This window comes from Streptomyces sp. NPDC003023 (genome assembly GCF_042888225.1).
GTDB lineage: Bacteria > Actinomycetota > Actinomycetes > Streptomycetales > Streptomycetaceae > Streptomyces.
On the sequence record NZ_JBIAPL010000007.1, the window covers coordinates 386,214 to 401,084 of the forward strand.

The 14,871-nt window shown below is 70.7% G+C and carries 12 protein-coding genes; 7 read left to right on the forward strand and 5 right to left on the reverse strand.

The genetic code is table 11. The features are described from left to right. The first annotated feature begins 318 nt into the window (after window positions 1-318). Both ACFYV1_RS24260 and ACFYV1_RS24265 read left to right on the forward strand, forming a co-directional pair. Entirely contained in the window at window positions 319-1,773 is a 1,455-nt protein-coding gene (locus tag ACFYV1_RS24260) for an amino acid permease (RefSeq protein WP_389397627.1), read from the forward strand. A 97-nt stretch (window positions 1,774-1,870) separates the two neighbouring features. Beyond that, window positions 1,871-2,323 (forward strand): Lrp/AsnC family transcriptional regulator, encoded by a 453-nt coding sequence (locus tag ACFYV1_RS24265; protein ID WP_389397628.1) that lies wholly within the window; start codon window positions 1,871-1,873, stop codon window positions 2,321-2,323. Window positions 2,324-2,454: 131 nt separating this feature from the next. Here ACFYV1_RS24265 and ACFYV1_RS24270 read toward each other — a convergent pair whose 3' ends face one another. Beyond that, window positions 2,455-3,015 (reverse strand): Repetin, encoded by a 561-nt coding sequence (locus ACFYV1_RS24270; RefSeq protein ID WP_389397629.1) that lies wholly within the window; start codon window positions 3,013-3,015, stop codon window positions 2,455-2,457. Between the two features lie 341 nt (window positions 3,016-3,356). Between ACFYV1_RS24270 and ACFYV1_RS24275 the strand changes: the two genes are divergently transcribed. Together ACFYV1_RS24275 and ACFYV1_RS24280 are read left to right on the forward strand one after the other, a co-directional pair. After that, complete coding sequence (locus tag ACFYV1_RS24275; RefSeq protein ID WP_389397630.1) at window positions 3,357-4,190, forward strand: carbon-nitrogen hydrolase family protein; 834 nt, start codon at window positions 3,357-3,359, stop codon at window positions 4,188-4,190. A gap of 64 nt (window positions 4,191-4,254) precedes the next feature. Further along, window positions 4,255-5,952, forward strand: a complete 1,698-nt coding sequence (locus tag ACFYV1_RS24280; RefSeq protein ID WP_389397631.1) for a flavin monoamine oxidase family protein — start codon at window positions 4,255-4,257, stop codon at window positions 5,950-5,952. 18 nt (window positions 5,953-5,970) lie between these two features. On the opposite strand, the gene ACFYV1_RS24285 is transcribed toward ACFYV1_RS24280, so the two are convergent. Beyond that, complete coding sequence (locus ACFYV1_RS24285; RefSeq protein WP_389397632.1) at window positions 5,971-6,675, reverse strand: DUF5995 family protein; 705 nt, start codon at window positions 6,673-6,675, stop codon at window positions 5,971-5,973. A gap of 81 nt (window positions 6,676-6,756) precedes the next feature. Further along, entirely contained in the window at window positions 6,757-8,229 is a 1,473-nt protein-coding gene (locus tag ACFYV1_RS24290) for a uracil-xanthine permease family protein (protein WP_389397633.1), read from the reverse strand. 130 nt (window positions 8,230-8,359) lie between these two features. Between ACFYV1_RS24290 and ACFYV1_RS24295 the strand changes: the two genes are divergently transcribed. Further along, window positions 8,360-8,836 (forward strand): acyl-CoA thioesterase, encoded by a 477-nt coding sequence (locus tag ACFYV1_RS24295; protein ID WP_389397634.1) that lies wholly within the window; start codon window positions 8,360-8,362, stop codon window positions 8,834-8,836. Here the strand turns inward: ACFYV1_RS24295 and ACFYV1_RS24300 are convergent. Next, window positions 8,796-10,019, reverse strand: coding sequence for an MFS transporter (locus tag ACFYV1_RS24300; RefSeq protein ID WP_389397635.1), 1,224 nt, complete (start codon window positions 10,017-10,019; stop codon window positions 8,796-8,798). The two genes, ACFYV1_RS24295 and ACFYV1_RS24300, sit on opposite strands and share 41 nt — an antisense overlap. An 88-nt stretch (window positions 10,020-10,107) precedes the next feature. Between ACFYV1_RS24300 and ACFYV1_RS24305 the strand changes: the two genes are divergently transcribed. After that, window positions 10,108-11,259: an ROK family transcriptional regulator gene (locus ACFYV1_RS24305; protein WP_389397636.1), complete on the forward strand. Its 1,152-nt coding sequence runs from the start codon at window positions 10,108-10,110 to the stop codon at window positions 11,257-11,259. A gap of 99 nt (window positions 11,260-11,358) precedes the next feature. After that, window positions 11,359-12,102: a class I SAM-dependent DNA methyltransferase gene (locus ACFYV1_RS24310; RefSeq protein WP_389397637.1), complete on the forward strand. Its 744-nt coding sequence runs from the start codon at window positions 11,359-11,361 to the stop codon at window positions 12,100-12,102. A 174-nt stretch (window positions 12,103-12,276) separates the two neighbouring features. Here ACFYV1_RS24310 and ACFYV1_RS24315 read toward each other — a convergent pair whose 3' ends face one another. Further along, complete coding sequence (locus tag ACFYV1_RS24315) at window positions 12,277-14,619, reverse strand: chitinase C-terminal domain-containing protein (RefSeq protein WP_389397638.1); 2,343 nt, start codon at window positions 14,617-14,619, stop codon at window positions 12,277-12,279. Between the last annotated feature and the right edge of the window lie 252 nt (window positions 14,620-14,871).

A 14,871-nucleotide genomic window follows, 5' to 3' on the forward strand; every position in this document is an offset into this window, starting at 1 on the left:
CAAGTATCAATGTCGCGAACCGGCCGCGTCCTGTTCCCGGCGCCCCCATGCGCCGGGTCGTGACGCCCGCGACGCCGTCGCGCGCCGGGGCGCAATGTTTCCCCGTGCCTCCCCGGAGCACGCAATGATCGTCCACTCATGCGCAACAACGATGCATTACGGCTGTGACCAGCGGACTCGTAGGCTCGACCCCCGTACCAGGAGTGGCGGTGGCCGTCTGCTCGGCGGTTCCCTCACCCATGCGCGGGCTTCTTCCGCATGTCCGTGGGCCGCCGCGTGGCCGTCCCCGTCGACCCGCAGCGATGAAGGAGCCCCGACGTGCCGGACCAAGGCGCAGCGCCACCCATGACCGAGCCGTCGCCGGACAGGCCCCGGAGCGTCGGCGCCCGGCTGATGCGGCGCAAGCCGGTCGAACGCCTGGTCGCGGAAGGCGGGCAGGGCGAGGGCGGCGCGCTGCGCCGTTCGCTGTCCATGTGGCAGCTGACCATGATCAGCATCGGCGCGACGCTCGGCACCGGAATCTTCGTCGTCCTCGGCGAGGCCGTTCCCAAGGCCGGTCCCGCCGTCACGGTCGCGTTCGTGATCGCCGGCCTGACCGCGCTGTTCTCCGCCCTCTCCTACGCGGAACTGGCGGGCACGATCCCCGTCGCCGGCTCCTCCTACTCGTACGCCTACGCCACCATGGGCGAACTCGTCGCCTGGGTCTGCGGCTGGTGCCTGATCCTCGAGTACGGGGTCTCCGTCGCCGCCGTGGCGGTCGGCTGGGGCGAGTACCTCAACGAACTGCTCGCCGGCACGATCGGCGTCACCATCCCCGACGCGCTGTCCGCGCCGCCCGGCGACGGCGGGTTCTTCAACCTGCCCGCGCTGATCGTGGTGCTGCTCGCCATGGTCTTCCTGCTCGGCGGGGCGCGTGAGAGCGCCCGTGCCAACACCGTCATGGTCGTGGTGAAGATCGCCGCGCTGGTGCTGTTCTGCGCCGTCGGCGTCCAGGGCTTCCGCAGTGGCAACTACGAGAACTTCATGCCGCTCGGCATGGCCGGCGTCAGTGCGGCCGGAGCCTCGCTGTTCTTCTCGTACATCGGCTTCGACGCCGCCTCCACCGCCGGTGAGGAGGCGAAGAACCCCCAGCGGGACCTGCCGCGCGCCATCATGCTGTCGCTGCTGATCGTCACCGTGCTCTACGTCCTGGTCGCGGCCGTCGCCGTCGGCGCCCGCCCGTGGGAGGGCTTCGGCGAGTCGGAGGCCGCACTGGCCGGGATCATGGAGGACGTCACCGGCGAGAGCTTCTGGGCCGTGCTGCTCGCCGCGGGCGCGGTCATCGCGATCGCCAGCGTCGTCCTGACCGTGCTGTACGGGCAGACCCGCATCCTGTTCGCGATGTCGCGCGACGGCCTGGTGCCCAAGGTGTTCTCGCGGGTGCACACGAAGACCGGCTCGCCCCGGGCCAACACCGTGATCGTGTCGCTGTTCTGCGGCGTCCTCGCCGCCGCGGTTCCGCTCGGACGGCTGGCCGACGCCACCAGCATCGGCACACTGTTCGCGTTCGCCCTGGTCAACGTGGCCGTCATCGTGCTGCGCCGTACCCGGCCCGACATGAAGCGGACCTTCAAGGTGCCGCTGTCACCGCTGTTCCCGGTGATCGGCTTCATCTTCTGCGTGTGGATGATGTTCAGCCTCGACACCATCACCTGGATCGTGTTCGGGGTGTGGATGGCGGTGGGCCTCGCGATCTACTTCGGCTACGGCGTGCGCAGGTCCGCACTGCGCTGACGACCGGCGAGGGAAAACGTCCGCCCGTCCCACTGATGGATACTGTCCTTGCCGGGGAGCCGTCGCTTCCCGGCAAGGACCGAGCATGGTGTGAAAGTTGCTGAACGACCTCGACGAGCGCATCGTCCACGCACTGGCGGAGGACGCCCGCCGCTCCTTCGCCGACATCGGCTCGATCGTGGGACTCTCCGCCCCGGCGGTGAAGCGGCGGGTGGACCGGCTGCGGGCGGAAGGCGCCATCACGGGTTTCACCGTACGGGTCGACCCGAAGGCACTCGGCTGGGCGACCGAGGGGTTCATCGAGATCTACTGCAGCCGCAACACGTCGCCGGAGGCGATCGAGCGCGGTCTGAAGCGGTACCCGGAGATCGCCTCCGCGTCGACCGTGACCGGTGAGGCGGACGCGATCGTCCAGGTCTTCGCCTCCGACATGCGGCACTTCGAGCGGGTGCTGGAGCGGATCGCGGGGGAGCCGTTCGTGGAGCGCACCAAGTCCGTGCTCGTGCTGTCGCCGCTGCTGCGGCGCTTCTCGTCGGGGGCGCCGGCCTAGGGTCCTTCGATCGGACCAGGGGCCGGATCCGGCCGGCTCGCGTGCGCGCCAGGGCAGGCCAGCCCGGCCTGATCAAAACGTGAGGTCCTGATCAAAACGTGAGGCCATGGTCCTGACGTGAGGCCCTGGTCCTAGAGGGCCGGCTGCCAGGGCAGCACATGGAAGTCGCCGGTGCCCGCCTTGACCTTCTCGAAAGGCGCGGAGCTGACGCACTTGGGCAGATCCGGAGTGGCCGCGGGGCTGCCGGTGGAGGCCCAGCTGTAGCCGAGCCGGTCCTTTCGGCCCGCGTCGTGGACCGTGACGCCGACCCGCTTGCCCTCTGCTCCCTCCCTGTCCGATTTCGTGATCACGCCGGAGACGACGGCGACCTTCCCACCGGTGACCAGGCAGTCGACCTCCGCCTCCGCGAAGGCACCCTTCCCGTCGAGGTAGTGGCTGAACCGGAACGTACCGGTCGCCTTCGACGGATCGTCCTTGTCCTCGGCCGCCAGGTGCGCGTCGAAGGTGAAGGTGATGTCGTCGCCGAGGGACCGGTACAGCTTGGCGGTGCCGGTCAGGGCCGCCGCCTCGCGCGGCTTGCCGCTGGTGCGCGACTCGCCGGACGCGACGGCCGAACCCGCCGCGCCCGCGGTGATCAGCAGTGCGGCGGCGACAGCGGTGAGCTTCGTACGGCGGTGGAGTGGACGGTTCATGAGGTTCCCTCGTTCGGGGCCGACCCCTCGGTGGGTGTCGACCGGACGACCACCACTCTTCTGGTCGCACGCCCGCCGCACGTCGCGCCGGGGAGTGATCCGGCTCCGCCCCGCGGCGGGTACGCGACCCGCCCCGCGTGCGCCCACGGTCGTAGCCGGCGTGCGACTCAGGGGTGCCGACGGCAGGTGGCCGGGGGTCCGTGCAACGAATCGCCGGGCCCCGCCCCGACGACGCAACGGATCGACCATCCGCGCGCAACGGTCGCGCCTTGTCCGGGCGGATCGCCGGACCGTACCGTCATAGGCGTCTCCCATTACCCGCCCCATGCCCGAGGTCACCCATGCCCCTGCGCACCGCACTGCTCCAGAGTTCCGGCCGGCCGGGCTCGGTCGCCGAGAACCTGAAGGTGCTGGACGAGGCCGCGGGCCGGGCAGCCGAGGCGGGCGCCGGGCTGCTGGTCTGCCCGGAGATGTTCCTGACCGGGTACGCGATCGGTGACGACGTCCCCGTGCTGGCAGAGCCCGCCGACGGGCCGGGCGCGCAGGCGGTCTCGGAGATCGCCGTACGCCACGGCATCGCGATCCACTACGGCTATCCCGAGCGCGCGGACGAGGGCAGCGGGACGGGGATCTCACCGGCCGGGGAGCGGGGGAGGATTCACAACTCCGCCCAGCTGGTCGACGCGACCGGCCGCCGTCTCGCCAACTACCGCAAGACGCATCTCTTCGGCGGATTCGAGCAGCGGTGGTTCACCCCGGGCGACGAGCCGGTCGTGCAGGCCGACCTCGACGGCGTCCGCGTCGGCATGCTGATCTGCTACGACGTTGAGTTCCCCGAGAACGTCAGGGCCCACGCGCTCGCGGGCACCGACCTGCTGCTGGTTCCCACGGCGCTGATGCACCCGTTCCCGTTCGTGGCCGAGTCCGTCGTCCCGGTCCGGGCGTTCGAGAGCCAGCTCTACATCGCCTACGCCAACAGGACCGGCACGGAGGGCGAGTACGAGTTCACCGGCCTCAGCTGCCTCGCGAGTCCCGACGGCGCCGTCCGTACCCGGGCCGGGCGCGGTGAGGAACTCGTGATCGGCGACGTGGACCCGGTCCTGCTCGGCGCCTCCCGCGAGATCAACCCGTATCTGCGCGACCGCCGCCCCGGGCTGTACGGCTCCCTGAGCTGACATCCCACCTGCTTTCCCCCCGCACCCCCGCTTCGTTCAGTTCCGTGCAAGGAGTCCGTACCCCATGACGTCCACGGTGCCCACCACCGCCGTCCAGCACAGCGACGTGCAGCCGCCGATCACCATGTTCGGTCCGGACTTCCCGTACGCCTACGACGACTTTCTGGCCCACCCCGCCGGCATCGGCCAGATACCCGCGACCGAGCACGGCAATGAGGTCGCGGTCATCGGCGGCGGCCTCTCCGGCATCGTCGCCGCGTACGAGCTGATGAAGATGGGCCTGCGGCCCGTCGTCTACGAGGCCGACCGGATCGGCGGCCGGCTGCGCACCGTCGGCTTCGAGGGCACCGGCACGGACGGACTGTCCGCCGAGATGGGCGCCATGCGCTTCCCGCCTTCCTCCACGGCGCTCCAGCACTACATCGACCTGGTGGGTCTGACCACCGCGCCGTTCCCCAACCCGCTCGCCCCCTCCACCCCGTCGACCGTCGTCGACCTCAAGGGCGAGTCGCACTACGCGGAGACCATCGACGACCTGCCGCAGGTCTACCGCGACGTGATGGACGCGTGGAACGCCGCTCTGGAGGAGGGCGCCGACTTCTCCGACATGAACCAGGCCATGCGCGAGCGCGACGTCCCGCGCATCCGCGAGATCTGGGCCGGGCTCGTTGAGAAGCTCGACAACCAGACCTTCTACGGATTCCTCTGCGACTCCGAGTCCTTCAAGTCCTTCCGTCACCGGGAGATCTTCGGCCAGGTCGGCTTCGGCACCGGCGGCTGGGACACCGACTTCCCCAACTCCATCCTGGAGATCCTGCGGGTCGTCTACTCGGAGGCCGACGACCACCACCGCGGCATCGTCGAGGGCAGCCAGCAGCTGCCGCTGCGCCTGTGGGAGCGGGAGCCGCAGAAGATCGTCCACTGGCCGCTCGGCACCTCGCTGTCCTCGCTGCACGACGGCGCTCCCCGCCCCGCGGTCACCCGGCTGAACCGCACGGCCGGCAACCGGATCACGGTCACCGACGCGTCCGGCGACATCCGTACGTACGGTGCCGCGATCTTCACGGCCCAGTCGTGGATGCTGCTCTCCAAGATCGCCTGTGACGACGCGCTGTTCCCCATCGACCACTGGACGGCGATGGAGCGCACCCACTACATGGAGTCCTCCAAGCTGTTCGTGCCGGTGGACCGGCCGTTCTGGCTGGACAAGGACGAGTCGACCGGGCGCGACACCATGTCGATGACGCTGACCGACCGGATGACCCGTGGCACGTACCTGCTGGACAACGGACCGGACAAGCCGGCCGTGATCTGCCTGTCGTACACCTGGTGCGACGACAGCCTGAAGTGGCTGCCGCTGTCCGCGAACGAGCGGATGGAGGTCATGCTCAAGTCGCTGGGCGAGATCTACCCGAACGTCGACATCCGCAGCCACGTCATCGGCAACCCGGTGACCGTGTCGTGGGAGAACGAGCCGTACTTCATGGGCGCGTTCAAGGCCAACCTGCCCGGCCACTACCGCTACCAGCGCCGTCTGTTCACCCACTTCATGCAGGACCGGCTGCCCGAGGACAAGCGCGGCATCTTCCTCGCCGGCGACGACATCTCGTGGACGGCGGGCTGGGCCGAGGGCGCCGTGCAGACCGCGCTCAACGCGGTGTGGGGTGTGATGGCCCACTTCGGCGGCACGACCGACCCGTCGAACCCGGGCCCCGGCGACCTGTACGACGAGATCGCGCCCGTCGAGCTGCCCGAGGACTGACGCCGCCGCGCCGGGAGTTCACCGACAGGGTGTGAGGAGACAGCGTCCGACCAGGCCGACACCCGCGTCCAGACGTTCGGTGAACTCCCCGGCCAGGCCGGGCACGTCCCGCAGGCCCCACAACAGGCGCGCCGCCGACCAGGCGCCGTCGCGGGCCCGTTCCAGGCTCCAGGCACCCACCAGATGGGTCAGCGGGTCGGCGATGTCGAGCAGGTCGGGACCGGGCATCAGATCCTCGCGGATGCGTTCCTCGAGCAGTACGAGGATGTCCCCGACCCGCTCGAAGCCGCCCTCGAGGTCGGCCGGTTCACAGCCGAGCGCGCGGCAGGTGTCCACCACCGCGAGGGCGAGGTCGTGTCCGATGTGAGCGTTGATCCCGGCGAGCGCGAACTGCAGCGGCCGCACTCCGGGATGGCGGCGGAACTGGAACAGCGGCCGCCAGCAGGCGGGCGGACGTCCTCCACCGTCGGCGGTGTCCACGGCCGCCAGATAGCGGTGCGCGAACAGCACGCCGAGTGTGGCGGCGGCCCGCCGGTCGGGGAACCGGCCGCCGTCGACATGCCGGCCGAACTCCTCGGTGACCGCGAGGTAGACCCGGTTGAACACGGCGAGCCCGTCGGTCGCGGGCAGTGCGGAGCGCAGCGAGTGCATCCGCTCCACCACGGAGTCGACCGCGGGCCGGCCGTCGGCCGCCCGCACCGCGAACTGTTCCATCTGCGCCATGGGTGCAGGGTCGCAGTACGGGAGCGTCCGAGGCGGTGACGGGCCGGGGCTTCGCCGGAAAGAGGGACGTTTCCGCAGCGCCTAGCGGCCGGTGCCCGTGCCGCCGGTCCCTCCGGAGCCGTCGCGGGAGCCGGAGCCAGAGCCGGGGGCGTCAGGTCCCGGTGCGTCGGCTCCGGTGTCGTACGACGAGGTACCGGAGTCCAGCAGCGGCTCCTCGTCCTTCATCCGCTCCTTCATGTGGGCGGGGGCGAAGGCACGCAGTACGTGGTAGCCGGTGATGACGACGATCGTGCCGAGCGCGATACCGCTCAGCTCGAAGTTGTCCGTGATCTTCAGGCTGACGCCGCCCACGCCGATGATGATGCCCGCCGCGGCCGGCACGAGGTTCAGCGGGTTGCGCAGATCAACCTCGGCGTTGATCCAGATCTGTGCGCCGAGCAGCCCGATCATGCCGTAGAGGATCACCGTGATCCCGCCGAGCACCCCGCCGGGGATGGCGGCGACGACCGCGCCGAACTTGGGGCACAGGCCGAACAGCAGGGCGAAGCCGGCGGCGGCCCAGTAGGCGGCCGTGGAGTAGACGCGGGTCGCGGCCATGACGCCGATGTTCTCCGAGTACGTGGTGTTCGGAGGCCCGCCGACGGCGGTGGAGAGCATGGACGCGGCCCCGTCGGCCGCGATCGCGGTACCCAGCCTGTCGTCGAGGGAGTCGCCGGTCATCTCACCGACCGCCTTGACGTGCCCGGCGTTCTCCGCGATGAGCGCGATCACCACCGGCAGGGCCACCAGGATCGCGGACCACTCGAAGCTCGGGGCGTGGAACGACGGCAGGCCGATCCAGTCGGCCCGGCCCACGGCGGACAGGTCGAGTCGCCAGTGGTCCACGGCCTCCGCGCCGCCCACGGGGGAGTGGATCTTTCCGAAGATCCGGTCGAGGACCCAGGAGAGCGCGTAGCCGAAGATCAGCCCGAGGAAGATCGCGACACGGGAGAAGAACCCGCGCAGGCACACCACGGCGAGCCCGGTGAAGAGCATGACCAGCAGGGCCGTCCACTGGTCCTGCGGCCAGTACGTCGAGGCGGTCACCGGGGCGAGGTTGAAGCCGATCAGCATCACGACCGCGCCGGTGACGATCGGCGGCATCGCCGTGTGGATGATCCGCGCCCCGAACCGCCGTACGGCCAGGCCCGCGACGAAGAGCGCGGCGCCGACGACCAGTACCGCGCCGGTCACGGTGGCGCTGTCGCCGCCGGTGGCCCGGATGGTGGCGGCCACACCGACGAACGAGAGCGAACAGCCGAGGTAGCTGGGCACCCTGCCGCGCGTCGCGAGCAGGAAGATCACGGTCGCGACGCCGGACATCATGATGGCGAGGTTCGGGTCCAGCCCCATGAGCACCGGCGCGACGAAACTCGCCCCGAACATCGCGACCACGTGCTGGGCGCCGAGGCCCGCGGTGCGGGGCCAGGAAAGCCGCTCGTCGGGTCGCACCACGGCACCGGGAGCGGGTGTCCGCCCGTCGCCGTGCAGGGTCCAGCGCACGCCGAGGTCCACGGGCCGCTCCACTTCGTCCAGTCGTCAACGATCGGCGTAATGGTAGTGCCCGTTCCGGATGGGACGGGCCCCGGTGAGCGGGTGCTTAGGATGAGATGTTTTCGGCCAGTACTGCTCAGGAGCCCCGACCGTGACCACGCAAGCCCCTCCGACCCCGTCCGAGCCGCTCGTCCCCGATGTCCCCTACGGCGTGCGCGTCCCCGCCGTCGTGCACTTCGACGACCTCGACGCGCTCGGGCTGCTCCACAACGCCCGGTACCCGCTGATGGTCGAGCGTGCGTGGGTGACGTACTGGCAGGAGCGCGGGTTCGCCTTCGAGGGCGACTGGGCGGCGGCCGGCGATGCCTGCAACGCCGTCAAGGAGCTGCGCATCGGCTACGAGCGCCCGGTGAACCGGACCGGTGACTACGCCGTCCACCTGTGGCTGGAAAGGCTTGGCCGCACCGGCCTCACGTACGGCTTCCGCTTCTGCTCCGCGGACGGCGCCGTGACCTACGCGCGGGGTGTCCGGGTCCTCGTCAGGCTGGACCCGGACACCCTGCGCCCCGCGCCCTGGAGCGAGCGGTTCAGAGCCGCGGGTCGTGCACTGCTGGCACCGGCGGGCTGACCTTGCCGCTCTCCCGCCCGGCCGAGCGCAGCACACCGGCGCCCAGCACCAGACCGAGGGCGAGCGCCGTCACCAGGCCGAACGACACGACCAGGCTGGTCGCGTCGGCGACCGCGCCGATCGCCGACGGGGCGATCAGGCCCGAGGTGTAGGTGATCGTGGCGACACCGGCGATCGCCTGGCTCGGGTTCGGCCCGCTGCGCCCGGCGGCGGCGAAGGCCAGCGGCACGACCACGGCGACACCGAATCCGATGAGGGCGAAGCCGCCCATGGCGACGGCCGGATGCGGGGCCGTGACCACCAGCAGTCCGCCGATCGTCGCGAGCACCCCGCCGACCCGCACGGTACGAACGGGTCCGAAGCGGTCCACGATCCGGTCGCCCGCGAGCCGCGCCACCGCCATCGTCAGCGCGAATGCCGTGGTCGACGCGGCGGCGAGACCCGGCGACGTGTCGAGCACGTCACGCAGATAGACCGCCGACCAGTCCAGGCTCGCGCCCTCCGCGAACACCGCGCAGAATCCGATCGCGCCGATGACCAGCGCGGACTTCGGCGGCAGGGCGAACCGCGGCGGCGGCTCCTCCTCGGCGGAGCTGCGCAGGTCCAGCACGCCCTGGCAGGCGATCAGCCCGAGCACGGTCAGCGTGACGGCCGCCAGGCTGTGGTGCAGCCGCGCGTCACTGCCCAGATGGGCGGCGAGTGTGCCGCCTGCCGAGCCGATCAGCGCACCGGCGCTCCACATGCCGTGCAGCCCCGACATGATCGAACGGTCGAGCCGGTTCTCGGTCTCGACGCCCAGCGCGTTCATCGCCACGTCGGACATTCCGGAGGTGGCGCCGTAGACGAACAGCGCGGCGCACAGGGTGAGCAGATTCGGGGCGAACGCAGGCAGGACCAGGCTCAGGGTCCACAGTGCCAGCAGTGCCCGCAGCGCCGCGCGGGCGCCGAAGCGGTGGCTGACGGCTCCGGCCAGCGGCATGGCCACGGACGCGCCGAGCGCCGGGAACGCCAGGGCGAGGCCGAGTTGACCGGCGCTCACACCGGCGTGGTCCTGGATCCAGGGGATCCGGGTCGCGAAGCTGCCGGTGACCGCGCCGTGCACGCAGAAGACGGCGGCCACGGCGAAGCGGGCGCGCCTCAACTGGGACAGCCCGACGGCCGATCGGCTCGATGCGCTGGACATGCGTCTACCTCTCCCCGAGAACGTGAGCGGTAAACTATCAGGAACCCTGCCTGATAAATAGGCGGTATCCATCTGGAAGGATTCCGGCATGCCCGCTTCCCCGAGTACCGCCCGGGCCATCAACGATCGGCTCGCCCTGGAACTCCTCCAGCAGGAGGGCCCGTTGACGGCAGGACAGCTGAAGGCCATGACCGGCCTCTCCCGGCCCACCGTCGCCGACCTCGTCGAGCGCCTGCAGGGATCCGGGCTCGTCCACGTGGTCGGCGAGTCGGGCGCCGAACGGCGCGGTCCGAACGCCCGGCTGTACGGAATCGTCGCCGACCGCGCCCACCTCGCCGCGCTCGACGTACGCACCGAGAGCGTGTCCGTCGTCGTCGCTGACCTCCTCGGTACGCGACTCGCCGAGGCGTCCCTCCCGATCGGCGGCGGCCCCGACGCCGACCCGGGTCCGGCCGTGGAGCGTGCCGCCGCCCTCGTGGAGCGCACGGCCCGTGACGCCGGAGCCGCCGCGCTGCACAGCGTCTGCGTCGGCGCGCCGGGCCTCATCGACCCGTCCACCGGCGAACTGCGCGACTCCACCGGCCTGCCGGCCTGGCACCGCCTGCTCGTGGAGGCCCTCCAGGAGCGCCTGCCCGCCCGGGTGATCGTCGAGAACGAGACCAACCTCGCGGCCGTGGCCGAGCAGCGCGTCGGCGCCGCGGCCGACCGCGACTCCTTCGCGTTCCTCTGGCTGGGGCACGGTGTCGGCGCGGGGATCTTCCTCGACGGCCGGCTGCGGAAAGGGGCCTCGGGCGGCGCGGGTGAGATCGGCTTCCTGCCGGTGCCGGGCACCGGGGGGATTCCCTCCGCGGTCGACTGCGGAGGCGGTTTCCACTCACTGGCGGGCTCGGCGGCCATCTGCGCGCTCGGGGAGCGGTACGGGCTCGGCGGCGCGGCCGCGGCGGCCGTCGTGAGGGCGGCCGTCACCGAGGACCGGGGCGACTTCCTCGATGCCCTCGCCGACCGTCTGGCCCTCGGCGCCGCGGCGGTCGCCGCGGTGCTGGACCCCGGCTGCGTCGTCCTGGGCGGCGAGACCGGCCACGCGGGCGGCGAGGCACTGGCCTCTCGGGTGGAGACGAGAGTGGCCGGCCTGTCGCCGCTGCGCACGGAGGTCCGCGCGAGCGCGCTCGGCGGTACGGCGATCCTCAGCGGCGCCCTGCTGACGGCGGGGGAGACGGCGCGGGGCGAACTGTTCGGGTAGAGAAGCGCTCCCTCCGCACAGGCACGGAGGCCGTGCTCGTGACGGCGCGAGGCGGATATTCGCTGGACAGCGACCGGGCCCGCGGCGAGCGTTGGCCGGATGAAGCAGGACGAAATCTGGAACGCCGATGCTGCCGAGCGCTACGACACGCCGGGATCAGGCATGTTCGCGCCCGAGGTCCTGGAGCCGGCCGTGGACCGTCTCACCGAGCTCGCGGGGGAGGGCGCGGCACTCGAGTTCGCCGTCGGGACCGGCAGGGTGGCCGTCCCGCTCGCCGAGCGAGGGGTGCCCGTCGCGGGCATCGAGTTGTCACCGCCGATGCTGGAACGGCTGCGCGCCAAGGCCGACGAGGCGACGATCCCCGTGACCGTCGGCGACATGGCGACCGCCACCGCCCCTGGGACGTACACCCTGGTCTACCTCGTCTACAACACGATCTCCAACCTGCTCACGCAGGCCGAGCAGGTCGAGTGCTTCCGCAACGCCGCCCGCCATCTCGAGCCCGGTGGCCGGTTCGTGGTCGAGCTCTGGGTGCCCGAACTGCGCACGCTCCCACCGGGCCAGGCGGCCACCGTCTGGCAGTCCGAACCCGGGTACATCGGTCTGGACACCTACGACGTGCTGCGCCAGCACGTCGTGTCGCATCACTTCAGGTTCGACGACACCGAGGAGGCACGGTTGTTCCGGAGCCCTCACCGCTACATCTGGCCGGCCGAACTCGACCTGATGGCTCAGCTTGCCGGACTCGAACTGGAGACCCGGCACGGGGACTGGTCCGGCGGGGAGTTCACCGCCGAGTCGCGTTCGCACGTCTCGGTCTACCGGCTCCCGCCCACGCGGTAGCACCCGTTCGAGGGGCCGGCGCCCGTGCTCATCGGTCCGGAACCGCCGCCCGCCGTGTGTGGTCGCTCGCGCAGGCGCGGCCGACCGGCCGAGGGCCCGGCGGGGGTGCGAACCGGCCGAGGGCCCGGCGGCGGCAAGGGCCGGTGACCGCCGCCGGGCTGACTCGCGGAGGGATCAGCAGGTGCCGAGATCCTGCCAGACTCCCCACTCACCGGTCGTACCCGGCTCCTCGCCCTTCGTCCACCACTTGGACTTCCATTGGTGCGACTTGTGGGACACGGTCACCCCGCCGCCGTATTCGGACGTCGCGCTCCACGCCGGCGCGGCGCAGTCACCCGGCGTCGGTGTCGGTGTGGGTGTCGGCGACGGGCCCGGACCCGTACCGCCACCGTCGCCCGGCTCGACCGACGTGGTGCCGCGGGCCAGATCGCCCCGCAGCGCGTAGGTGGTGCCGCCGATGTTCACGGTCCAGTTGGAGGGCGTCGACACCGGCAGGTAGTAGTTGAACGAGAGGTCCACGGTCGCGCCGGGAGCCAGCGACTGCCAGGCCGGGAGCTTCAGCGACACCCGGTGGAAGTCGCCCTTCAGACCGCCGACGTTGCCGCCTGTGTGGTCGCTCCTGATCACCTTGGTGCCGAAGCCCGACTGGTCGGAGGCGTTGGCCGGGGCGGCCGTCGCGTAGTCGAACTGGAACTCGGTGCCGCCGGGCAGTGCGGCCGAGGTGTTGTTGGTGATCCTCAGCTTGGGCGTGATCGGGTAGTTGGAGTCGCCCAGCTTGAAGTCGGTGAAGTCGACGGCGATGTCCACGGCGCCCGTGGGCAGTGCCGTGTTGGACTTCTTCGCGCCGTACGGAGCGGCCGACCTGAACTTCTCGTACATCAGCGTCGTCAGCGTGTCACCGGTCTCGTACTGGCCCTTCGCCGCGTTCCAGCCGTAGTCGCCGGCCAGCTCCCAGACCATCGTGCCGCCGATGCCTCGGTCGACCACGTAGTCCGCCTTCGCGGCCACGGACTGCTCGTCCTCGGTGGAGAGGAAGACCTTCTTCTCGGCGTTCCACAGCCAGGGAGCGACCAGCGTCGGGTCGTACTTGCGGACGTAGTCGCCGGTCAGCTCGGTGCCCGCCGGGAAGCCGTACCGGGTGACGTAGTCGCCGACGATGCCCTTCTCCAGGTTCTTGGCGTGCCACATCGGGTTGGAACCGGCGGGGGACTCGACCCCGTTGTCGTCCTTGTCGTGCCACAGGTTGTCGATGCCGACGGCGCCGTCACCGCACTTGGTCAGGCCGGAGCCGGCCGGGCAGGAGGTCGCGGCGGCCCTGCCCCACAGACCGTCGGTGCCGCCCTGCACGTTCTTGTGGCCGCGGGTGTAGTAGGGCAGACCGATGTTGATGCGGCCGGCGGGCATGGAGCCCCTGAAGTAGTGGTACGCCCAGTCGGTGTTGAGGTAGCCGATGCCGCCGTACTGCGCGCTGCCGTAGACGTTCGCCGCCGCCAGTTCCGCGTCCCTGCCGTCGTCGAAGAGCGAGGCGTTCGGACCGACGTACTCGTTCCAGGCGCCGTGCAGGTCGTACGACATGATGTTGACGTAGTCCAGGTACTTCTGGACCTGGAAGGTCTCCATGCCGCGCAGCAGGTAGCCGGAGGAGGGCGCGGCGACGGTCAGCATGTAGTGCCTGCCGTCGGCGGCCCCGGCACGGTCCAGCTTCTCGCGCAGGGTCTTCATCAGCGCCGCGTAGCCCTTGTTGAGGCCGGCCCGGCGGGCGTTGGAGACGGGGAAGTCGGCCGGGTGGCCGGCGTCCTTCATGGACGTGGGGTACTCGTAGTCGATGTCGACGCCGTTGAAGCCGTACTTCTTGACGAAGGCGACGGCCGAGTCGGCGAAGGTGTCGATGCCCGCCTGGTTGACCGAGCCGTCGGCGTTGGTGGCCATCGTGTAGAAGCCGCCGGAGTCCACCCGGTCGCCGTTGTCGTCGAAGTAGCCGCCGGTCTCCGCCCAGCCGCCCACCGAGATCAGCGTCTTGACGTCCGGGTGCTGCTTCTTGAACTTGTTGAGCAGGTTGAAGTGGCCCTTGTACGGCAGTGCCGGGTCCATCTCGGCCCCCGTGACGCCGGGCCAGGTCATGCCCGTCGCGGCGTTCTTCTCGCTGTCGGCGCCGACGGACAGTCTGTTCGCCGAGTCGATGTGGCCGAAGGCGTAGTTGATGTGGGTGACCTTGTCCCACGGGATGTCGGACGCGAGGTAGGCGGGGGTGCCGTCCTTGCCGGTGCGCCAGCCGGTGAAGTAGCCGATGACCCGGCGCTGGTGGTCCGAGCCCATCTTCTCGCGGCCCTCGGAGTCGTATACCGAGCAGTACGGGACGTCGACGCCGGGGGTGGAGTGGAGCCCGTCGGGGCGGCACGACTCCTGGGACGCGGCGTGGGAGACGCCGGGCGCCAGCATGCCGGCCAGCAGTGCGGTGGCCGCGGCTGCCGCCGCGAGCAGCGATGTTCCGGCTCTGGTACGGGTGGGGGACTGCACGATCAGTTCCTCCTGGTGGGGATCCCCTGTTCGCCGGCCGGGCGGGCAGGGGTGCCGACGGGTTCGGCCTCGCACAACTGGCTCATGGGGAAAAGGGATTGGCCCTGGCGTGCGCACACCGGCGGGCCTGGTCCGCGGAGGTGTCGCAGACATTAAGAGGACTAGACCAATGCGTCAATAGGTCTGGACCATTCCGCTCGAATATGACGCGCGGTGACTCCATGCACGCGCATGTGAGCCAGTCCACAGCCG

Coding starts and splice junctions, on each gene's coding strand:
- ACFYV1_RS24300 (WP_389397635.1), bottom strand. CDS start 10,019: ATGTCCAGCGCATCGAGCCGATCGGCCGTCGGGCTGTCCCAGTTGAGG.
- ACFYV1_RS24285 (WP_389397632.1), bottom strand. CDS start 6,675: ATGGCGCAGATGGAACAGTTCGCGGTGCGGGCGGCCGACGGCCGGCCC.
- ACFYV1_RS24305 (WP_389397636.1), top strand. CDS start 10,108: ATGCCCGCTTCCCCGAGTACCGCCCGGGCCATCAACGATCGGCTCGCC.
- ACFYV1_RS24280 (WP_389397631.1), top strand. CDS start 4,255: ATGACGTCCACGGTGCCCACCACCGCCGTCCAGCACAGCGACGTGCAG.
- ACFYV1_RS24275 (WP_389397630.1), top strand. CDS start 3,357: ATGCCCCTGCGCACCGCACTGCTCCAGAGTTCCGGCCGGCCGGGCTCG.
- ACFYV1_RS24270 (WP_389397629.1), bottom strand. CDS start 3,015: ATGAACCGTCCACTCCACCGCCGTACGAAGCTCACCGCTGTCGCCGCC.
- ACFYV1_RS24310 (WP_389397637.1), top strand. CDS start 11,359: ATGAAGCAGGACGAAATCTGGAACGCCGATGCTGCCGAGCGCTACGAC.